The sequence below is a fragment of the Bradyrhizobium sp. ARR65 genome, assembly GCF_000472385.1.
In the GTDB taxonomy this organism is placed as follows: Bacteria; Pseudomonadota; Alphaproteobacteria; order Rhizobiales; family Xanthobacteraceae; genus Bradyrhizobium.
The window spans coordinates 41,054-60,378 of the sequence record NZ_AWZU01000042.1; the positions used below are offsets into that span (position 1 = coordinate 41,054).

A 19,325-nucleotide genomic window follows, 5' to 3' on the forward strand; every position below is an offset into this window, starting at 1 on the left:
CGCGGTCAGCCGCCGAGCTGACCCTTGGTGGACGGCACTTCGCCCGCAGCGCGCGGGTCGATCGCAACGGCCGTCCTTAGCGCCCTCGCCAGACCCTTGAAGCAGGATTCGGCGATATGATGGCTGTTCTCGCCATATAGGGTCTCGACATGCAAAGTCACGCCCGCATTCATGGCAAAAGCGTTGAACCACTCGCGCACCAGTTCGGTATCGAAGGCGCCGATCTTGTCGCGCGGAAACGCCACCTTGAACACCAGGAACGGCCGCCCCGAAATGTCGATCGCCACGCGCGACAGCGTCTCGTCCATCGGCATGTGCACCGAGGCATAGCGGGTGATCCCGGCCATGCCGCCGAGCGCCTGCTTCACGGCCTGGCCGAGCGCAATGCCGACGTCCTCGGTCGTGTGGTGGTGGTCGATATGAAGGTCGCCCACCGCCTTCACGCTGACATCGATGCGGGAATGGCGCGCCAGCAGATCCAGCATATGGTCGAAGAAACCGATGCCCGTCGAGACGCTGGACGCGCCGGTGCCGTCGAGGTTTACACTCACCTCGATGTCGGTTTCCTTGGTCTTACGCTTGATGGTGGCGCTGCGCATGAAAAGGGGATTTCCTGGGTTCAAAAGCGCGGCCCTTTTAACAGGCGGATGGCCCCTTCGCCACTCTCGGGATGGGCCGACCAGAGCTGAACTTCCGCCTATGGTGACCGGCCCCTGATTGTAAGGGAGCCCGCCAACGCCTAAATCAGGGCCCAATGAGGTATCCCATGCAATCATCACCCAATGAGCCGCTGGTCTGGCACGGCACGACCATCGTAACCGTACGCAAGGGCGGTAAGGTCGTGATCGGCGGCGACGGCCAGGTCTCGATCGGCCAGACCGTCATCAAGTCCAACGCCAAGAAGGTCCGCAGGCTCGGCAAGGGCGACGTCATCGGCGGCTTTGCCGGCGCGACCGCAGATGCTTTCACCCTGTTCGAGCGGCTGGAGAACAAGCTCGAGCAATATCCGGGGCAGCTCACCCGCGCCGCCGTTGAGCTCGCCAAGGATTGGCGCACCGACCGTTACTTGCGGCGGTTGGAGGCGATGATGATCGTCGCCGACAAGGACGTCTCCCTGGTGCTGACCGGCACCGGTGACGTGCTGGAGCCCGAGGCCGGCGTGATGGCGATCGGCTCTGGCGGCAACTATGCCCTGGCCGCGGCCCGGGCATTGGTCGATTCGGAAAAGGATGCCGAGGCCATCGTGCGCCGGTCGCTGGATATCGCCGCGGACATCTGCGTCTTTACCAACCGCAACGTGACCATCGAGACGCTGCAAAGCGGCTAGCCGCGCCGATGCTACGCTCCCAGACTGCAAGATCCCGGATGGGCCCTGCATTACCTATGGTTCACGATTGAAGCGGCTTGTTCCGGTCCCATTCCCATCCTAGCTAGAGCCCCATGACAGACTTCTCTCCTCGTGAAATCGTCTCCGAACTGGATCGTTTCATCGTCGGCCAGGCCGACGCCAAGCGCGCGGTTTCCATCGCGCTCCGCAACCGCTGGCGCAGGCAGCAGCTCGATAACGGCCTGCGCGAAGAGGTCCTGCCGAAGAACATCCTGATGATCGGGCCGACCGGCGTCGGCAAGACCGAGATCGCACGCCGCCTGGCGAAGCTTGCGAGCGCACCCTTCATCAAAGTCGAGGCCACCAAATTCACCGAGGTCGGCTATGTCGGCCGCGACGTCGAGCAGATCGTCCGAGACCTCGTCGAAGTCGCAATTGCTCAGGTGCGCGAGCGCAAGCGCAAGGACGTTCACGCCCGTGCCCAGCTCGCCGCCGAAGAGCGGGTTCTCGATGCACTGGTCGGCGCCAATTCGAGTGCCGCGACACGCGATTCCTTCCGCCGCAAGCTGCGCGCCGGCGAGCTCAACGACAAGGAAATCGAGATCGAGACGCAATCCTCGGGTGGGTTTCCGATGTTCGAAATTCCGGGCATGCCGGGCGCGCAGATGGGCGCGATCTCCATCGGCGATATCTTCGGCAAGCTCGGCGGCCGCACCAAAACGCGACGGCTGACGGTCGCCGGCTCGCACGATATTCTCGTCAACGAGGAATCCGACAAGCTGCTCGACAACGATCAGCTCGTGCAGGAGGCGATCACCGCCGTCGAGAACAACGGCATCGTCTTCCTCGACGAGATCGACAAGATCTGCGTGCGCGACAACCGCGTCGGCGGCGACGTCTCGCGCGAAGGCGTGCAGCGCGATCTGTTGCCCCTGATCGAAGGTACCACGGTATCGACCAAGCATGGCGCGGTGAAAACCGACCACATCTTGTTCATTGCCTCCGGCGCGTTCCACATCGCAAAGCCCTCGGATCTGTTGCCGGAGTTGCAGGGCCGCCTGCCGATCCGGGTCGAGCTGCAGGCGCTGACGCGCGACGACATGCGGCGCATCCTGACCGAGCCGGAAGCGTCGTTGATCAAGCAATACGTGGCGCTGATGAAGACCGAAGGCGTGACGCTCGACATCACCGATGGCGCGATCGATGCGCTCGCCGACGTCGCGGTCGCCGTCAATTCCACCGTGGAAAACATCGGCGCGCGCCGCCTGCAGACGGTGATGGAGCGCGTACTGGACGAGATTTCCTTCACCGCGCCGGACCGCAATGGCGAGACGGTGCAGGTCGACGCCGACTACGTGAAGAAGCATGTCGGCGATCTCGCCAAGAACGCCGATCTCAGCCGGTTCATTCTGTAGTCTGCTGATGTATCGATGGTCCCGGCGACGGGACTATCTTACGCCCGTGCGCGCCTGACGCGCACGTAAAGCGCGCCCTCGCCGCCATGGCCGATATGCGCCTGCTCGAATCCTACCACGAGCGCGCGAAATTCCGGCAGGCTCAGCCAATGCGGCACCTGGCGGCGTAGCACGCCACGTTCGGACTCGCCGCCGGCCGCGGTGCCCTTGCCCGTGATCACCAGCACAAAGGTCAGTCCCTCATGATGCGCGCGCTGGAGAAATCCCAGCAGCGCGCGATGGGCGCGGCTTTGCGTCATCCCGTGCAGGTCGAGCCGAGCATCGATTTCACTCATGCCCCGCGACAGCCTCGACCGTTCGCGACGGCCGAGCGGGGCCAGCGGTGGCACCGGCGGCCTCTTGCTGGGTTTGGCGATGGCAACAGAGGGCGGCGCTTTAGCCAGTGCCTTCGGACGAATGGTGGTGGGCGCCGGCGGAAGCTCGGCAGGTTGGGGCTTCGCCGGGCGGGATTTCTTCCGCAACGGCTTGACCTGGCTTGCGACGCTCTCCCATAGCGCGCGCTCCTCTTCGCTCAAGGCGCGCCTGCGGCGGGGTGCGGATAGATCCGCAATGGAAAAAGAGCCCGGACGTTTCATTGGCGATGAGAACGCCTGAACTGATGCGGCCGCTCGGCAGCCGGAGCCTCTTGCGGCCGCGGCGCGGGCAGCGGCACGACTTGCGGAGCGGCGCCGGTCGCCTGCGCGACGGTCGAAGGCGCCACAGGCGCGATGGCCTTTTGATCCTGCGTCTGTTCCTTGATCTGATCCTTGGCTTGTTCTTTGACCTGCTCCTTTGCCGGTCCGTTCGGCTCATTCTTCGCCGCATTATTTTGCGGAAACAATTTCGCGATCTGCTCGGACGGTCGTGGGTCGGGCAACGGCATCTTGCGGCCGCGCGCGACCGGATCGAGACCCTTCGGCACCAGCATCACGAAGTGCATGTTGTGCCGCAGGCGGCCAGAGACCTTGCCGGCTTCGGCGCCGGCGCCGAAGTAGAGATCGGCGCGGGCGGGACCCACGATCGCCGAGCCGGTGTCCTGCGCGATCATCAGCCGATGAAACGGCGTCTTGGCCTGCGCGGATTCGATCGGCAGCTCGCCCTCGATGAAGAAGGGCGTGCCGTACACATGCAGCGCGCTGTCGACCGCAATCGACCGGCCCGGCGTCAGCGGCACGCCTTGCGCGCCGACCGGCTCGTCCTTGTCGGAAAGCTGCACTTCGCGGAAGAAAACGTAGGACCGGTTCTGCCGCCTCACGTCGTTCGCCGCCTCAGGATTCTGTTCCATCCATTCCCTGATCTTCTGCATCGACATCTGTTCCCTAGGAATGATGCCGCGGTCGATCAGGACACGGCCGACAGCCGTGTAGGGATAACCGTTATGGGCGTCATAATTGATTCGGATGGTCGAGCCGTTCTCAAGATGAATCCGCGCCGACCCCTGGATCTGCGCGAACAGGAGATCGGTCTGATTCTTGAGCCAGCAGATCTCCAGCCCGCGGCCGGCGATAGCCCCGTCCTCGATCTGGGCGCGATCGTAATAGGGCACGAGCTTGCGGCGGCCGATCTTGCGGTAGACAGGACCCTTGTTGGGCAGGTTGGGAGCGTCCTGCGCATAACCGCGGACGAACAGGTTGGAGGGGCGGCGATAGACCGGCACGTTGTAGATATCGCTCTGCGTCCGCGAGCCCTCGAGCACCGGCTCGTAATAACCGGTGACGAAACCATTGTCCTCGCCGAGCCGGGAGATCTGCAGCGGGATGAAATGCCGCTCGAAGAACAGCCGTGCGGTGGCAGGATCGGAAATCTCCGTCTCGCGGGCAAGCCGGCAGGGATCCCGAAGCGAACTCCCCAAAGCCTTATCATCCGCAAGAGTCGAATGCAGAGCCGCAATCGGCTTGCAACTCCTACGAAAGGCCTTGTAGGCGGCGAGATGATCGTCCTCGTTCCAGCCGGCTATCTCGGCCCAGTTCAGGGGAACATATTGGCTGCCGGCGATCTCCAACGGAAAATCCAGCCGCGGATAGGGCAGGTGGCGAACGGTGGGCGCGGGGGCGTGACGCGCCCGCCAGCTACGGGCTGCCCACGCGGCAAGCGGTATCAGCGACAAGGCCGCCGCGGTGATGCAGAACGCCGCGGCGTATCGCTTGAACCTGTTCGGGTCAGTGAGCGCTTCCCGTGCCAACCAGCTTCCAGTTTGGATCGCGTGATGTGGTGTCGCGGGCAAAGGTCCAGATATCGGTGATATCGGCGACCTTGTCCGGATTGCCGTCGACAATCGTGCCGGCCTTGTCGCGCGTGACCGAGATCATCTGCGAAACAAAGCGGACCGTGAGTTGCGCGACCCGGTCGCGCAGCTCGGCGCCGACCAGCTCTGCCTTGTCGATCGAAACGAAGCGAGTCTCGGTCTTTTGCTCGTGCTTCTCGCGGTCCTTGATGACCGTCTCGAAGCTGTCGTAGACCTCCGGCGACAAGAGATCGCGCAGCGCGCGGCGATCGCCGTTGGCGAAGGCGAGCACGATCATCTCGTAGGCGCTGCGGGCGCCCGACAGGAAATGCTTGGGATCGAACGAGGAGTCCTGCGCGGCAATGGCATCCAGCCCCTGCGCGAGCGTCGTGCCCGGTTCGGTCAGCCCCTTCCAGCGATCGGTCGGCGGCGTGACCTCCGCTGTCGGAATCGGCGGGGGTTGATCGATGACCTTCCCCGGCATCGGAACCACGCCGCTATCGGGCGTCCCCGGCAGGGGATTACGCGCGGCGCGGTCGAACGGCGGCCGTTCGCTGCCGGTGCGCTGCCCCAGCACGTTGCGCAGCCGCAGGAAAATGAACACGGCCAACGCCAGGAAGATGATGGTATAAATATCCACGTCGCTTTCCTCGGTCCCATGCCGGCGGGGGGCCGGCCATGGAAGCGTTCCCTTTGATGGAACGGCTTAACACTACATCATTGTTTCAAGTCAGACGATGTAGGCACGAAATCTTGCCCGGCCAATGCGCGTTCGGTGAGGCGAATTGTAGCGCGTTTTGCGGCCGAGGGGAAACCCGATCCTTGGCCGGAAATCGCGTATCTTCAATCATTTAGGACACAGGTTTGTGCGGCTGTCCGGCTCTTCCGACGCATGCCACGACTTAGGGCTAATGAGCGGCCTTTGTGGGCGGCATCCTTGTGGAGAGAGGCACGGCTATGTTAGCCACTCGCTCCAACAGAAGGCTTTTTTGCGCCAGGAGAGACTTTCATGACCAACGGCAACGGTGCCCCTTCCGCAGCGGGCGCTCCGCCCCAGCTCAACGTGCTGGCGCAATACACCAAGGACCTGTCCTTCGAGAATCCGAATGCGCCGTCGTCGCTGACGCCGCAGCCGACCCCGCCGCAGATCAACATCCAGATCAACGTCGGCGCCAACAACCTCGCCGAGAACGAATACGAGGTGACGCTTTCGGTCGAGGGCAAGGCGGAGACCGCCGGCAAGGTGATGTTCTCCTTCGAGCTGATCTATGCTGGCGTGTTCCGGATCGTGAATGTGCCGCCGGAAAACCTGCATCCGCTGATCATGATCGAATGTCCGCGGCTGTTGTTCCCGTTCGCGCGCGAAATCATCGCCACGTCCGTGCGCGATGGCGGTTTCCCGCCGCTGATGCTCGATCCCGTGGATTTCGTCGGGCTGTACCGCCAGAACATGGAACGCCAGGCCGCGGCCGCCCAGGCGGCTCAGGTCAAGCCGAGCTAAAGGCGCGGTCGATCCAGTGTCACCTCTCCCCGCGGGAGAGGTGGACCTTGATTGCGGCCACAGCGCAATCCAATCCCATCCACGCGAGGCTGTTCTAACTCGCGGCCGCAGCCGGCGCTGTCTCTGCTATGGCCGGCAGGAAATCGTTCCAGATCGCCTTGTCGCCTAACGTCGCGATGAAGGCGCGGTGTGCTTCGCGATCGGCGTCGCTGACACGCGGCGCGAGCGGCACCAGGCGTTGCCGCCGCTGCGTATCGGCGGTCCCGCTGACGCGGATCTCGCGAGTATCGGTGGCCAGGATCAACGATGACTGCCGCGCCCCGATCAGATCGACGTAAACTTCTGCCAGAAGCTCGGCATCCAGCAGCGCACCGTGCTTGGTGCGGTGGGAGTTGTCGATCGCATAGCGCGAGCAGAGGTCGTCCAACCGGTTCGACACGCCCGGATGTTTGCGCCGCGCCAGAAGCAGCGTGTCCACCAAGCGTTCGCGCTGGATCGCCGGCAATTTCAGCCGGTCGAGCTCGGCATTGATGAAGCCGATGTCGAAAGAAGCGTTGTGGATGACCAGCGGCGCATCACCGATGAACGCCAGGAACTCCTCCACTACCTCGGCAAACAGCGGCTTGTCCGCCAGGAACTCGTTGGTGAGGCCATGCACCGCCACCGCTTCGGCCGAGACCACACGCTCCGGATTGATGTGCCGGTGGAAGGTCTGGCCGGTCGGCATACGGTTGAAAATCTCGACGCAGCCAATTTCAACCAGGCGGTCGCCGCGCAGGGGATCAAGTCCGGTGGTTTCGGTATCGAGGACGATTTCACGCATGGATCGGACCGGAGGATAGCGCCGAATCAGCAGCGCCGTCGCGGCATTTTAACAACCTCGGCCAGAATGTCCCGAATCTGCGCGCGGACCGGATCAAGTCCATGCGAGGTATCCACGACGAAGTCCGCGCGCCTGCGCTTCTCGGCGTCGGGCATCTGCCGCGCCAGAATGGAGTCCAGCTTCTCCTCGGTCATATTCTCCCGCGCCAGAATCCGCCGACGCTGGATTTCGGGCGAGGTCGTCACCACCACCACGGCATCGACGCGCTTCTCGCCGCCCGTCTCAAACAGCAGCGGCACATCCACAACGGCGACCGGTGCGCCGGCGCGCTCGGCGTCATCAAGGAATTTCTGGTGATGGCTACGCAGCATCGGATGCACGATCTCTTCCAGCCGCTTCATCGCCGCAGGATCATGCACCACCTTGGCGGAAAGCCGCGCGCGGTCGACCTTGCCATCGACTGTCGTGCCCGGAAAAGCCGCCTCGATCGCCGGCGCCGCCTCGCCCTCATAGACTTTGTGCACGGTGGCATCGGCGTCGTACACGGGAACACCGGCCTCCGCGAATAGCTTTGCGGTGGTGGATTTCCCCATTCCGATCGAGCCGGTCAACCCCAGGATCAGCATCAAACGCTCTTTCGCGTGATATCGGGGGCTCTCATAGCGCGAGCAAATGCTGGCTGCGCAGAAAATTGAGCAGCGGCAGAAGCGGCAAGCCGAGAATGGTGAAGTGATCGCCTTCGATGCGCTCGAACAGATGCACGCCAAGGCCCTCGAGCTGATAGGCGCCGACGCTTGAGGTTACTCCGTCACCAGCCTCATCGAGATAAGCGGCAATCTCAGCTTTACTGAGCGGCCGCATCGTCATCCGCGCCACGGCTATGGTCTCGAACAATATCTTGCCCGCGCGCGCGAGGGCCACGGCAGAGTGCAGTTCGTGAACGCGGCCGGCCAGCGCGTGCAATTGCTCGGCGGCCTCAAGGCGACCGGCGGGCTTGGTGAAGAGCGTCTCCCCGACTGCTAGCGTTTGATCGGCGCCGATCACATATCTGTCCACTTCGAACATCGAGACCGCGAGCGCCTTCTCGCGCGCCAGAAACGCAGCGATCTCGCCGGGCCCGGCAAGTGCTGCGCTTTGCTGAACCGCACGTTCGTCGATATTGGCAGGAATCGCCTCGAACTCGATTCCCGTGTTGCCGAGCAGCGCCTGCCGGGCGTGGCTTTGCGAAGCAAGGATGAGGGGAGTGGTCCCACGCCAAATTGTCATCGCCGGCCTCACTCCGCAAGCCGCTGCCGGTGCCGATCAGAGTACAGCTTGAGCACCGCGGCCGCCGTTTCCTCGATCGATCGGCGCGTCACGTCGAGCTGCGGCCAGTTGAACCTTGCGCTCAGCTTGCGGGCATAGGCTACCTCGTCGGTCACGGCCTGCCGATCGATATAGTCCTCGCTGCTCGGACCCGCGCCCATGCTGAGCAGACGGTTTTGCCGCACCTGGATCAGCCGCTCAGGCGTCGCATGCAAACTCACCACCAACGGTTTTGTCAGCGTCTCGAGCTGGTGCGGGATCGGGATGCCCGGAACCAGCGGGACATTGGCGGTGCGGATGCCGCGATTGGCGAGATAGATCGAGGTCGGCGTTTTGGACGTGCGGGATACGCCGACGAGGACAACGTCGGCCTCCTCCAATCCTTCGACGTGCTGGCCGTCGTCATGCATCATGGTGTAGTTGAGGGCGTCGATGCGCTTGAAATATTCGGCATTCAGCACGTGCTGGGCGCCGACCCGGCCGGCGGTCGCGGCGCCGAGATAGGCCTCGAACAACTGCATCACAGGACCGATGATCGACAGGCTCGGAACATTGATTTCCTTGCACTTGGATTCCAGCCGGCTGACCAGATCCTTCTCCAGAAGCGTGAAGAGGACGATGCCGGGCGATTCCTCGATCTCGTCCAGCACCCGATCGAGCTGCTTCTGACTACGCACCAACGGATAGACGTGTTCCACCGGCGTCACATTGGCGTATTGCGCGGCGACCGCGCGCGCCACCGTGATCAGGGTTTCACCGGTCGAGTCGGACACCAGATGAAGATGGAAGTAGTTGCCTGTGGTGGGCACTGCGCTCTCTTAACTTCTGTGGATCGCTGTGGAGGTTATCCGAGTCAAGTGCTGCGCCTTCGCAAGCAGCGGACAACCCGAATTGTTCTTCACATCGCCTTGCCAAAGGACAAGTCGCCTTGATCGGCGCAATGATAGTGGGGTTATGTGGACTTGTCTCTGCATAAGGTGCCGACAAGGGGCAGCAAACGCCTGATGCCAGTGCAATTATCCCGCCGTGCGCCGGTCGGCTCGAGAATGTTGAGGGATGTGAACAAACCTCCGGGAATTGCGGAATGGCGTTGCGTGAGTCCAATCCACCGTCACCTAAGACTCAAACCTTAAGATTCTAAAATTTTTTGGTTTAGGGGCGCCGTGCTTGCGGATATGTCTCACTCCCAGACGGGCAGGCGCTTGCGGCAAGGTCGCGGGCCAGTTGATGCAGCGGTGAAAGAGCGAGGTGTTCGATGTATGAGTGGATCAAGGCGCTCCACGTCATTGCCGTCATCTCATGGATGGCGGGCATGCTCTATCTGCCGCGGCTGTTCGTCTATCATTGTGAGGCCGAGAAGGGGTCCAAGCAGTCCGAAACCTTCAAGGTGATGGAACGGCGGTTGATGCGGGCGATCATCAATCCGGCCATGATCGTCACTTGGCTTGCTGGCCTTTATCTGGTCTGGGCCGGACATTGGTATCTATCGGGTTGGTTTCACGCAAAGTTGCTGCTGGTTTTGGTCATGTCGTCTGTGCACGGCTTCTTCTCGCGCTGGCGCAGGGATTTCGAGGCCGACCGGAATACCCGCAGCCAAAAATTCTATCGTATTATCAATGAAGTGCCGACCGTGCTGATGATCTTCATCGTCATCCTGGTGGTCGTGAAGCCGTTTTGATGGGCAGGTCGGCGCATCATTCGATCATCTCGCCTGCTTGCGGAACGCCGGCCGATTTTCTATATTGTGCTTATCCCACCCAACGCAGGCGGATGCGGTCGCGTCCCGGTCTAGGCCGGCCGCCGCATCAGGTTTGAAGCCTAACCGGCGCTTTCCTCAGCTACAGACCTGCGGACCTTTGCTCTTGGCGTCCGCTTTTCTCGAAGCCCCTTGCACTCCCCTCCGTAAAAATACTCCACAGGACTACCCCAATGCGGGAAATCAAACTCCAGGACCTCAAATCGAAATCGCCGGCCGAGCTGGTCTCGTTCGCGGAAGAAAACGGGGTCGAAAATGCCAGCACCATGCGCAAGCAGGAGCTGATGTTCGCCATTCTCAAGCAGCTCGCGATCCAGGAAATCGACATCATCGGCGAGGGCGTCGTCGAGGTCTTGTCCGACGGATTCGGGTTCCTCCGCTCACCCGACGCCAATTATTTGCCGGGGCCGGACGACATCTATGTTTCGCCGTCCCAGATTCGTCGTTTCGGACTGCGCACAGGCGACACCATCGAAGGCCATATCCGCAGCCCGAAGGAAGGCGAGCGCTATTTCGCGCTGCTCAAGGTCAACACCCTCAATTTCGAGGACCCGGAAAAATCCAAGCACAAGGTCAATTTCGACAATCTGACGCCGCTGTTCCCCAACCAGCGGTTCCGGATGGAGATTGACGACCCCACCAGGAAAGATCTTTCCGCGCGGGTGATCGATATCGTCGCGCCGATCGGCAAGGGCCAGCGCGCCTTGATCGTCGCACCGCCGCGCACCGGCAAGACAGTGCTGATGCAGAACATCGCGCACTCGATCACGCATAACCACCCCGAGTGCTATCTGATCGTGCTTCTGATCGACGAGCGGCCGGAGGAAGTCACCGACATGCAGCGCTCGGTGAAAGGAGAGGTCGTTTCCTCGACTTTCGACGAGCCGGCAGCCCGCCACGTCCAGGTCGCCGAGATGGTGATCGAGAAGGCCAAGCGGCTGGTCGAACATGGCCGCGACGTCGTGATCCTCCTGGACTCAATTACCCGCTTGGGTCGCGCCTACAACACGGTGGTGCCGTCATCCGGCAAGGTGCTGACCGGCGGTGTCGACGCCAACGCGCTGCAGCGGCCAAAGCGTTTCTTCGGCGCGGCGCGCAATATTGAGGAGGGTGGTTCGCTCACCATCATCGCGACCGCCCTGGTGGATACCGGCAGCCGTATGGACGAAGTGATCTTCGAAGAGTTCAAGGGCACCGGTAACTCGGAACTGATCCTCGACCGCAAGGTTTCGGACAAGCGGACCTTCCCGGCGATCGATATTTCGCGCTCGGGCACCCGCAAGGAGGAGCTGATCACAGATTCGCAGGTCCTGAAGAAGATGTATGTGCTGCGCCGGATCCTCAACCCGATGGGCACGATGGATGCGATCGACTTCCTGCTCGACAAGCTGCGCAACACCAAGAACAACGCCGAGTTCTTTGAGTCGATGAATACCTGAGAAGTCGCAACTAGGGTTGAGAGAGGGCGCTCGGGCAAACGGGCGCCCTTCTTTATTTTATTTGGTTGGATCTTATGCTGCAATGCAGCAAGTAGATCGAACTGCCGCAAAGTTGCAGCACTTGCTGCGGCTACGTTGCGCTTTGAAACCGCAGTATCGCCGGTCCACAGCGAATCGTGGCGGTCATGCTGATGCAATAACGTTGCCTTTGGACGGATCGCGGCTCAAACAGGGGAGCGATGCATCCGCACGATCAGACCATCTTTGCTCTATCCTCCGGCAGGCCGCCGAGCGCGATCGCGGTCGTCCGGGTGTCTGGCGGACAAGCCGGACCTGCTCTTGCAAGGCTTGCGGGCAAAATTCCGCGACCGCGGGTCGCGACGAGAGTGCTATTGCGAGGTGCGGCGTCGCGTCCCCTGGACGATGCCGTGGTGCTTTGGTTTCCGGCGCCGGCAAGCGCGACCGGCGAGGATGTCGCCGAATTTCACGTTCATGGTGGACGGGCGGTGCTCACGGCTTTGTTCGATGCGCTCTCGGCGATCGAGCATGTGCGTCCCGCCGAACCTGGCGAATTCACCCGGCGCGCCTTCGAGAATGGCAAGCTTGATCTGACGGAGGCTGAAGGTCTCGACGATCTCATCCACGCCGACACCGATCGTCAGCGTCGTCAGGCACTGCGCCAGTTGCGCGGGTTGCTCGGAGACAAAGCGCGCGATTGGCGGGCGCGGATCATCGAAGCCTCGGCGTTGATCGAAGCCGGGATCGACTTTTCCGACGAAGGCGATGTTTCGGCGGAGCTGATCGCGCCGGCGCTTGCGAAAGTGCAGTCGCTGCTCGATGAGATTCAGAGCGTACTCGCAGCGCAGGGCAAGAGCGAGCGGCTGCGGGAAGGGCTGGTGGTCGCGATTGCCGGCCCTCCCAATGTGGGCAAGTCGACCTTGATGAACCTGCTCGCCCGGCGCGAGGTCGCGATTGTCTCTCCCCATGCCGGCACCACGCGGGACGTCATCGAGGTTCAGCTCGATCTCGATGGCTACCCGGTCACGGTGATTGACACCGCCGGCATCCGCGAGACCGAAGATCCGGTGGAGCAGGAAGGTGTGAGACGAGCGCAGGCGCGGGCTGCGGAAGCGAACTTGGTGCTGTGGCTCACGGACAGTCACGACGCGGTGCCTACGCGAGAAAGCTCGGCGCCGGTTTGGCTGGTGCGCAACAAGATCGACCTCGGTCGAGCGGAGGATATCAAAGGCGTGGATAGGGACAGCAGCGACGTCTCGGAGTCAGCCGGAGAGCCCAATTTCAGAATTTCCGCGACCACGGGCGAGGGGGTTTCCGAGCTGATGGTAGGGCTGATCACGTTTGCCGAGCGCTTCTTTGGCGGCGGGGAGTCCGCTCTGATCACCAGGGAGCGACAGCGCGCTTTGCTTCGCGAGACCGCGGCCTCGTTGCAGCGCTGTCTGGCTGTGATCGGGGAAGGTGAGGAGCTTGCAGCGGAGGAACTGAGGCGGGCTTCTTACTGTTTGGGGAAGCTCCTCGGTCGCGTCGACGTCGAGGATATTCTGGACGTGATCTTTCGCGAATTCTGCATTGGCAAATGAAATTTCGGCAGAGTGGTTAACGGAAGGTTTCTCTCGTTTTGTTTCACGTGAAACGGCGGCGGGAACGCAGGAGCGCGCTGCGATCGTTTCACGTGAAACACCTCGCGCAGCGGTCCCCCGGCGTGCAGGCGAAATATCTTCCGGCTTTTGTCGTCCCGCGGTAGAAGTCCCCGCCATGATTGCGAGCTCAGACTCATTCGACGTCATCGTTATCGGCGGCGGCCATGCCGGCTGTGAAGCCGCGGCTGCTGCCGCGCGCATGGGCGCGGCGTCCGCCCTTGTGACCCACCGCTTCGCAACCATCGGCGCCATGTCCTGCAATCCCGCGATCGGTGGGCTCGGCAAAGGACACCTGGTCCGCGAGGTCGACGCCTTGGACGGCCTGATGGGGCGGGTCGCCGATGCCGCCGGGATTCAGTTCCGCGTCCTGAACCGTCGCAAGGGCCCGGCGGTTCGCGGACCCCGAGCGCAGGCTGATCGCAAGCTCTATGCCGCAGCCATGCAGGCCGCGATCCGGGAGACGTCCAATCTGAGGGTGATCGAGGGGGAGGCGGATGAACTGATCCTCTTGGGTGACCGCGTGACGGGCATTCGGCTCGCCGATGGGCGCGTCCTGACGGCCGGCGCGGTGGTGATCACGACAGGTACATTTTTGCGGGGCCTGATCCATCTCGGCGAGAAGAATTGGCCGGCCGGGCGTGTCGGCGAGGCGCCGGCGATGGGGCTTTCAAAATCATTCGAACAAGCGGGCTTCACGCTGGGCCGTCTGAAAACCGGTACGCCGCCGCGGCTCGACGGCACGACAATTGACTGGGCTGCGGTCGAGATGCAGCCGGGCGATGATCCGCCCGAGCCGTTTTCGGCGATGACCGATCGCATCACCACGCCGCAGATCCAGTGCGGCATCACCCGGACTACGCCAGCGACCCATGAGGTGATCCGGGCCAATGTGCATCGGTCCCCGATGTATTCGGGACAGATCAAAAGCACCGGCCCGCGCTACTGTCCCTCGGTCGAAGACAAGATCGTGCGCTTTGGCGATCGCGATGGGCACCAGATTTTTCTGGAGCCGGAAGGCCTGGACGATACGACGGTCTATCCTAATGGCATTTCGACTTCGCTACCGGAAGAAGTTCAGCTCGCGATCATCGCGAGCATTCCGGGCCTGGAGCGGACGCGCATGATCCGGCCGGGCTATGCGATCGAATACGACCATATCGATCCGCGGGAGCTCAATCCGACGCTGGAGACCAAGCGGCTTTCGGCACTGTTCCTGGCCGGGCAGATCAACGGCACCACCGGCTACGAAGAAGCTGCTGCTCAGGGGATCGTCGCGGGCCTGAATGCCGCGTTGGCGGCGAGCGGAGCGATGCCAATCGTGTTCGACCGCGCGGACGGCTATCTCGGAGTGATGATCGACGATCTCGTGACCCGGGGGATCACCGAGCCATACCGGATGTTCACCTCGCGCGCCGAGTATCGGCTGACGCTACGGGCCGACAATGCCGATCAGCGTCTGACGGACAAAGGCGTTGCGCTCGGCTGCGTCGGCGAGGCGCGCAGTGCCCGCCACCGGGCCAAGGTGGCCGCACTCGAAGCGGCAAAGTCGCTGGCGAAATCTCTGACGCTGACCCCTAACGAAGCGGCCAGGCATGGAATCTCCCTGAATAGGGATGGGCATCGGCGCTCGGCGTTTGAGCTGCTCGCTTATCCCGAGATCGGCTTGGCGGAGGTCCAGCGCATCTGGCCGGAGCTCGCGACCATCGAGCACGGGATCGCAATCCACCTTGAGATCGACGCCAAGTATGATGTCTATCTCAAGCGCCAGACGGCAGACGTCGACGCTTTCCGTCGCGATGAAAGCCTAGTGCTGGCTGATGTCGACTATAATGAGGTGCCAGGGTTGTCGAACGAGGTGCGGGCGAAGCTGATCGCGGCGCGGCCTTGGACCGTCGGTCAAGCGGGCCGGATCGACGGCATGACCCCGGCTGCACTTGGGATCCTCGCGGCCTATTTGCGCCGACAAGCGCGGCGGAAGGCGGCGCGTGCAACCGGCTAGGCGTTTCACGTGAAACAACGCCCGAAGCAGGTCAGGGGAGCAGACGAGAACAAGTCGACTCCGGTCAAGGCCAGTTCCGAGAACCTCGCTACCGATAAAGCGGCGGCGCTCGCGCTCGCGCCGGTTTCACGTGAAACAGAACTGCGCTTGGATCGCCATGTTGCCCTCCTGAAGGAATGGCAAGTGAAAACCAATCTTGTCGCACCCTCGACGCTTCCGCACCTCTGGACGCGGCATATCGCTGATTCGCTACAGCTCCTGGCGCTCGCGCCTTCGGCGAAAATCTGGGTCGATCTCGGCAGCGGCGGAGGGTTTCCTGGCGTCGTTTTGGCCTGCGCTTTGGCGGACACGAGCGGCGCGGAGGTTCACCTCGTCGAACGCAATGCCAAAAAGGCTGCGTTTCTGCGTGAGGCCTTGCGAATCACCTCAGCACCGGGCGTGGTACATTTGGCCGAAATCAGAGATATTGTGGATAGATTCGCGGGCCCTGCCGATTGTGTCACCGCGCGGGCGCTCGCTCCGTTAAATCAACTCATCGGCTTTGCAGAACCGCTGGTCCGAAAAGGTGCAAAAGCGCTGTTTCTGAAAGGTCAAGATGTTGAGGCAGAGTTGACCGAAGCTACTAAATATTGGAAGATCCGGCCGAAACTTCACTCCAGCCGTACCAGCGGGCAGGGCTGGATCGTCGAAATCGATCAGATCGAGCGACGCGCTTGAGCCCGCAACAGCACATGGCAATCGGCAATGACCGTAATTGACGAGGTTTATCAAGAAGATACGACGGCGACCCCGCCGGGTCACCCGCGCATCCTCGCGCTCGCCAATCAGAAGGGCGGGGTCGGCAAGACAACCACTGCGATCAATCTTGGCACCGCGCTCGCTGCGATCGGCGAGCGGGTCTTGATTGTCGATCTTGATCCTCAGGGTAATGCCTCGACCGGGCTCGGCATCGACCGGCGCAACCGTAGCTGCTCGACTTATGATGTGCTGATCGGGGAGGCGGGCCTGCGCGAGGCAGTGGTGCCAACCGCGGTGCCGCGTCTGCATATCGCGCCTTCGACCATGGATCTCTCCGGTCTCGAGCTCGAGCTCGGCACCACGCCCGGCCGTGCCTTCCGCCTGCGCGATGCCATCGCGGCGCTGAACAACAATGTCTCGCCGGACAATGATTACACCTATGTGCTGATCGATTGCCCGCCCTCGCTCAACCTGCTCACTGTCAATGCCATGGCCGCGTCGGATGCGATCCTGGTGCCGCTGCAATGCGAGTTCTTCGCGCTCGAAGGTCTGTCGCAGTTATTGCAGACGGTGGAGCAGGTGCGGACCACGCTCAATCCGAACCTGTCGATCCACGGGATCGTGCTGACCATGTTCGACTCGCGCAACAACCTGTCGAACCAGGTCGTCGCCGATGTCCGGCAGTTCATGGGCAGCAAGGTCTACAAGACCATGATCCCACGCAACGTGCGCATCTCGGAAGCGCCGTCCTACGGCAAGCCGGTCCTGGTCTACGACCTCAAATGTGTCGGCAGCGAAGCCTACCTCAAGCTTGCGACGGAAGTGATCCAGCGCGAGCGCGAGCTGCGGACGAGTTGAACGATGCGATCGTAGGGTGGGCAAAGCGAAGCATTGCGCACCACTGCCTGCGGAATCGTCTGATGGTGGGCACAGCCCGAAGGGGCACCTTTGCCCACCCTACAATCCCGGGTCTGCGCCTGGCGATGTGCTTTGGGGCGGAAACAGAATGACAGGAGCGCTTAAGTTGAATCCAAGGGAGCTGGCGATGGCCGACGAAGCGCGTTCGCGACTGGGCCGCGGTCTTGCAAGTCTGATCGGCGATGTCGGCGGCGAGGCCAAGCATGCCGAGCGGCCGCGCGGCCAGCGCAAGGTGCCGATCGAATTTCTAAAGCCCAATCCGCGCAACCCGCGACGTACATTTTCGGACGCCGAACTCGCCGAGCTCACCGACTCGGTCAAGCAGCATGGCGTGATTCAGCCGATCGTGGCGCGGCCGGTGCGCGGCACGCAGGATCGCTTCGAGATCATCGCCGGCGAGCGACGCTGGCGCGCGGCGCAGGCGGCCGGCTTGCATGAGGTGCCGATCGTTCCGGTCGATGTCAGCGACAGCGATGCGCTGGAGATCGCGATTATCGAGAACGTGCAGCGCGAAGATCTGAACCCGATGGAAGAGGCGCAGGGCTATCACGCGCTCGCGGGCGAGTTCAAACGCAGCCAGGAAGAGATCGCCAAGATCGTCGGCAAGAGCCGCAGTCACGTCGCCAACATGATGCGGCTGACGAAGCTGCCGGCTGAGGTGCAGGCCTATATCGCGACGGGGGAGCTGTCCGCTGGCCACGCCCGCGCGCTGGTCAACGTGCCCGACCCGTTCGCCGCCGCCAAGCGCATTGTCGAAGAGGGTCTGAATGTGCGCCAGGTTGAGGCGCTTGCGCACGAAGAGGGCGTACCGGAGCGCAAGCCGCAGAAGCCGCGCAGTGCGAAGGTCAAGGACCCTGATACGGTTGCGCTGGAGAAGCGCGTCAGTGATGCCCTGGGACTTGCCGTCTCCGTCAATCATCGCGATCCCGGCGGCACGGTGCAGATCAACTACCGCAACCTCGAGCAGCTTGATGAGGTGATGAAGCGGCTGGCGCGCTCGGGCTGAAGGCGCTGTCCCGTCATTCCGGGGCGAGCCGAAGCCTCGAACCCGGAATCTCGCGCCACAACCTCTGGATTCCGGGTTCGCGCGTTCCGCGCGGCCGGAATGACGGTGCAAGACGTTACCCTCGCCGTTTGGCGTTCACCGCAATCGACAGCAAGGTGCGTTGCGCGATGACCGCGGCCAGCGACGGCTGCTTGCGCATGTCGAGTGCGGCCGTTGCGAGCTGATCGATGATCGCAAGAAGCCGCGCGGGATTGAAATTGCGTAGCGCCGTTTCGACCGCCGCTTTGCGTGAAAAATGTAGCCGCGGATAGCCGCCTTCGAGCAGGGATGACAGAGGCGTACCGTCGCCAAGCGCGAGTGCCGATTTGTGCAGCCAGGCCGCCTGACGCTGCGCGGCCGCGATGATCACGCCGGGATAGGTGCCGGCCACCATCGCCTTGGCGAATTCGGTTTCGACCAGTTCGGGCCTGCCGGCGAAGGCGCCATCGACGATCGGATCGAGCTTGAGCTCCGACGCATCGGCAACGACCGCCATCACGTGGTCGAGCGTCACCTCGCCCTCGCCATGGGCAAACAGTGTCAGCTTGCGCAGTTCGTTGCGCGAGGCCTGGCGGTCGCCGCCGAGCAAGGACGTCAGCGTCGCGCGCGCTTCCGGCGCGATGCGCAGATTGGCGAGCCGCAATTCATCGTCGATCAGTTTCGCCAGATCGCGCTCGGTGTCTGGATAGCAGCCGATCGCGACCGCAGTCTTGGCCCGCTCACAGGCCTTGCGCAGCGGCGATTCGGGGCGCAGGTCGCCGGCCTCGATGACGATCCGGCAATCCTTCAAAGGTGTGTCGGCCAGCGTATCGACGCCACTGGCGAAGCTGCGCGAGCCGGCGCGCACGCGAATGGCGCGGCGGCCGCCGAACAAAGGCACGGTCAGGGCTTCGTCAACCAGGCGGGATGGCTCGGCAGCCAGCTCATCGCCATCCAGCTTCACCAGCGAAAAGGGGTCATTCGGGTCATCGACGGCGGATGCGAGCAGCGCATCCGCGCGTTCGCGCACCAAGCCTGTGTCCGGCCCATAGAGCAGAATGATCGGCCGCCCCGGATCGGGCCGGGCGAGGAACGCATCAATCTCTTTTCCGCGCAGCGCGACCATTGCGTCAGCAGGTCAGATAGTCATTCCGGGGCG

19 protein-coding genes are annotated in these 19,325 nt (G+C 62.7%); 10 read left to right on the top strand and 9 right to left on the bottom strand.

What is annotated here, in order from left to right:
- Positions 1-5: 5 nt before the first annotated feature.
- Complete coding sequence (gene hisB, locus F758_RS0132620; protein ID WP_024511821.1) at positions 6-599, bottom strand: imidazoleglycerol-phosphate dehydratase HisB; 594 nt, start codon at positions 597-599, stop codon at positions 6-8.
- Positions 600-766: 167 nt separating this feature from the next.
- On the opposite strand from hisB, the gene hslV reads away from it, so the two are divergent.
- Both hslV and hslU read left to right on the top strand, forming a co-directional pair.
- Positions 767-1,327 (top strand): ATP-dependent protease subunit HslV, encoded by a 561-nt coding sequence (gene hslV, locus F758_RS0132625; RefSeq protein ID WP_024511822.1) that lies wholly within the window; start codon positions 767-769, stop codon positions 1,325-1,327.
- A gap of 113 nt (positions 1,328-1,440) precedes the next feature.
- Complete coding sequence (hslU, locus tag F758_RS0132630; protein ID WP_024511823.1) at positions 1,441-2,742, top strand: ATP-dependent protease ATPase subunit HslU; 1,302 nt, start codon at positions 1,441-1,443, stop codon at positions 2,740-2,742.
- Between the two features lie 38 nt (positions 2,743-2,780).
- On the opposite strand, the gene F758_RS0132635 is transcribed toward hslU, so the two are convergent.
- The 3 genes from F758_RS0132635 to F758_RS0132645 are packed head-to-tail and all read right to left on the bottom strand — an operon-like array spanning position 2,781 to position 5,645.
- Positions 2,781-3,377, bottom strand: coding sequence for a Smr/MutS family protein (locus F758_RS0132635; protein ID WP_024511824.1), 597 nt, complete (start codon positions 3,375-3,377; stop codon positions 2,781-2,783).
- On the bottom strand, positions 3,374-4,963 hold the full coding sequence (gene mltA / locus F758_RS0132640; protein WP_024511825.1) for an MltA domain-containing protein: 1,590 nt from the start codon (positions 4,961-4,963) through the stop codon (positions 3,374-3,376). Before mltA ends, F758_RS0132635 begins: the two co-directional genes overlap by 4 nt.
- On the bottom strand, positions 4,941-5,645 hold the full coding sequence (locus F758_RS0132645) for a Tim44/TimA family putative adaptor protein (RefSeq protein ID WP_024511826.1): 705 nt from the start codon (positions 5,643-5,645) through the stop codon (positions 4,941-4,943). The genes mltA and F758_RS0132645 overlap by 23 nt, the downstream gene beginning before the upstream one ends.
- Before the next feature lie 369 nt (positions 5,646-6,014).
- On the opposite strand from F758_RS0132645, the gene secB reads away from it, so the two are divergent.
- Entirely contained in the window at positions 6,015-6,506 is a 492-nt protein-coding gene (secB, locus tag F758_RS0132650; protein ID WP_024511827.1) for a protein-export chaperone SecB, read from the top strand.
- Between the two features lie 94 nt (positions 6,507-6,600).
- Here the strand turns inward: secB and dnaQ are convergent, their stop codons facing one another.
- Genes dnaQ through F758_RS0132670 form a run of 4 tightly spaced genes read right to left on the bottom strand, consistent with a single transcriptional unit; the run spans position 6,601 to position 9,443 of the window.
- Positions 6,601-7,329: a DNA polymerase III subunit epsilon gene (gene dnaQ, locus F758_RS0132655; RefSeq protein WP_024511828.1), complete on the bottom strand. Its 729-nt coding sequence runs from the start codon at positions 7,327-7,329 to the stop codon at positions 6,601-6,603.
- A gap of 26 nt (positions 7,330-7,355) precedes the next feature.
- A complete protein-coding gene (gene coaE, locus F758_RS0132660) occupies positions 7,356-7,955 on the bottom strand; it encodes a dephospho-CoA kinase (protein WP_024511829.1) in 600 nt (199 codons plus the stop codon).
- Positions 7,956-7,986: 31 nt separating this feature from the next.
- Positions 7,987-8,595, bottom strand: coding sequence for a Maf family protein (locus F758_RS0132665; protein ID WP_024511830.1), 609 nt, complete (start codon positions 8,593-8,595; stop codon positions 7,987-7,989).
- A gap of 8 nt (positions 8,596-8,603) precedes the next feature.
- A complete protein-coding gene (locus tag F758_RS0132670) occupies positions 8,604-9,443 on the bottom strand; it encodes a pyruvate, water dikinase regulatory protein (RefSeq protein ID WP_024511831.1) in 840 nt (279 codons plus the stop codon).
- A 446-nt stretch (positions 9,444-9,889) separates the two neighbouring features.
- On the opposite strand from F758_RS0132670, the gene hemJ reads away from it, so the two are divergent.
- The 7 genes from hemJ (at position 9,890) to F758_RS0132705 (ending at position 18,148) form a co-directional block, all read left to right on the top strand.
- Positions 9,890-10,312, top strand: coding sequence for a protoporphyrinogen oxidase HemJ (gene hemJ / locus F758_RS0132675; RefSeq protein ID WP_024511832.1), 423 nt, complete (start codon positions 9,890-9,892; stop codon positions 10,310-10,312).
- A gap of 251 nt (positions 10,313-10,563) precedes the next feature.
- The gene (gene rho / locus F758_RS0132680; protein WP_024511833.1) at positions 10,564-11,829 is read left to right on the top strand and encodes a transcription termination factor Rho; all 1,266 of its coding nucleotides are present in this window, start codon (positions 10,564-10,566) and stop codon (positions 11,827-11,829) included.
- A gap of 239 nt (positions 11,830-12,068) precedes the next feature.
- Positions 12,069-13,427, top strand: a complete 1,359-nt coding sequence (gene mnmE, locus F758_RS0132685; RefSeq protein ID WP_024511834.1) for a tRNA uridine-5-carboxymethylaminomethyl(34) synthesis GTPase MnmE — start codon at positions 12,069-12,071, stop codon at positions 13,425-13,427.
- A 175-nt stretch (positions 13,428-13,602) separates the two neighbouring features.
- On the top strand, positions 13,603-15,486 hold the full coding sequence (mnmG, locus tag F758_RS0132690; RefSeq protein ID WP_024511835.1) for a tRNA uridine-5-carboxymethylaminomethyl(34) synthesis enzyme MnmG: 1,884 nt from the start codon (positions 13,603-13,605) through the stop codon (positions 15,484-15,486).
- Between the two features lie 9 nt (positions 15,487-15,495).
- Positions 15,496-16,203 carry a 16S rRNA (guanine(527)-N(7))-methyltransferase RsmG gene (gene rsmG / locus F758_RS0132695; RefSeq protein ID WP_024511836.1) on the top strand — a complete coding sequence of 236 codons (708 nt, stop codon included), beginning with the start codon at positions 15,496-15,498 and terminating at the stop codon, positions 16,201-16,203.
- A gap of 27 nt (positions 16,204-16,230) precedes the next feature.
- The gene (locus tag F758_RS0132700) at positions 16,231-17,082 is read left to right on the top strand and encodes a ParA family protein (protein ID WP_024511837.1); all 852 of its coding nucleotides are present in this window, start codon (positions 16,231-16,233) and stop codon (positions 17,080-17,082) included.
- A 187-nt stretch (positions 17,083-17,269) separates the two neighbouring features.
- A complete protein-coding gene (locus tag F758_RS0132705; protein ID WP_024511838.1) occupies positions 17,270-18,148 on the top strand; it encodes a ParB/RepB/Spo0J family partition protein in 879 nt (292 codons plus the stop codon).
- Between the two features lie 115 nt (positions 18,149-18,263).
- Here F758_RS0132705 and holA read toward each other — a convergent pair whose 3' ends face one another.
- Positions 18,264-19,292 (bottom strand): DNA polymerase III subunit delta, encoded by a 1,029-nt coding sequence (gene holA / locus F758_RS0132710; protein ID WP_024511839.1) that lies wholly within the window; start codon positions 19,290-19,292, stop codon positions 18,264-18,266.
- Positions 19,293-19,325 lie beyond the last annotated feature (33 nt).

What these genes read in the sequence shown, in the direction of transcription:
- hslV (WP_024511822.1), top strand. Translation starts at nt 767, where the DNA reads ATGCAATCATCACCCAATGAGCCGCTGGTCTGGCACGGCACGACCATC.
- F758_RS0132705 (WP_024511838.1), top strand. Translation starts at nt 17,270, where the DNA reads ATGGCCGACGAAGCGCGTTCGCGACTGGGCCGCGGTCTTGCAAGTCTG.
- hisB (WP_024511821.1), bottom strand. Translation starts at nt 599, where the DNA reads ATGCGCAGCGCCACCATCAAGCGTAAGACCAAGGAAACCGACATCGAG.
- mnmG (WP_024511835.1), top strand. Translation starts at nt 13,603, where the DNA reads ATGATTGCGAGCTCAGACTCATTCGACGTCATCGTTATCGGCGGCGGC.
- F758_RS0132700 (WP_024511837.1), top strand. Translation starts at nt 16,231, where the DNA reads ATGACCGTAATTGACGAGGTTTATCAAGAAGATACGACGGCGACCCCG.
- F758_RS0132635 (WP_024511824.1), bottom strand. Translation starts at nt 3,377, where the DNA reads ATGAAACGTCCGGGCTCTTTTTCCATTGCGGATCTATCCGCACCCCGC.
- holA (WP_024511839.1), bottom strand. Translation starts at nt 19,292, where the DNA reads ATGGTCGCGCTGCGCGGAAAAGAGATTGATGCGTTCCTCGCCCGGCCC.
- dnaQ (WP_024511828.1), bottom strand. Translation starts at nt 7,329, where the DNA reads ATGCGTGAAATCGTCCTCGATACCGAAACCACCGGACTTGATCCCCTG.
- mnmE (WP_024511834.1), top strand. Translation starts at nt 12,069, where the DNA reads ATGCATCCGCACGATCAGACCATCTTTGCTCTATCCTCCGGCAGGCCG.
- hemJ (WP_024511832.1), top strand. Translation starts at nt 9,890, where the DNA reads ATGTATGAGTGGATCAAGGCGCTCCACGTCATTGCCGTCATCTCATGG.
- coaE (WP_024511829.1), bottom strand. Translation starts at nt 7,955, where the DNA reads ATGCTGATCCTGGGGTTGACCGGCTCGATCGGAATGGGGAAATCCACC.
- rho (WP_024511833.1), top strand. Translation starts at nt 10,564, where the DNA reads ATGCGGGAAATCAAACTCCAGGACCTCAAATCGAAATCGCCGGCCGAG.
- secB (WP_024511827.1), top strand. Translation starts at nt 6,015, where the DNA reads ATGACCAACGGCAACGGTGCCCCTTCCGCAGCGGGCGCTCCGCCCCAG.
- F758_RS0132665 (WP_024511830.1), bottom strand. Translation starts at nt 8,595, where the DNA reads ATGACAATTTGGCGTGGGACCACTCCCCTCATCCTTGCTTCGCAAAGC.
- hslU (WP_024511823.1), top strand. Translation starts at nt 1,441, where the DNA reads ATGACAGACTTCTCTCCTCGTGAAATCGTCTCCGAACTGGATCGTTTC.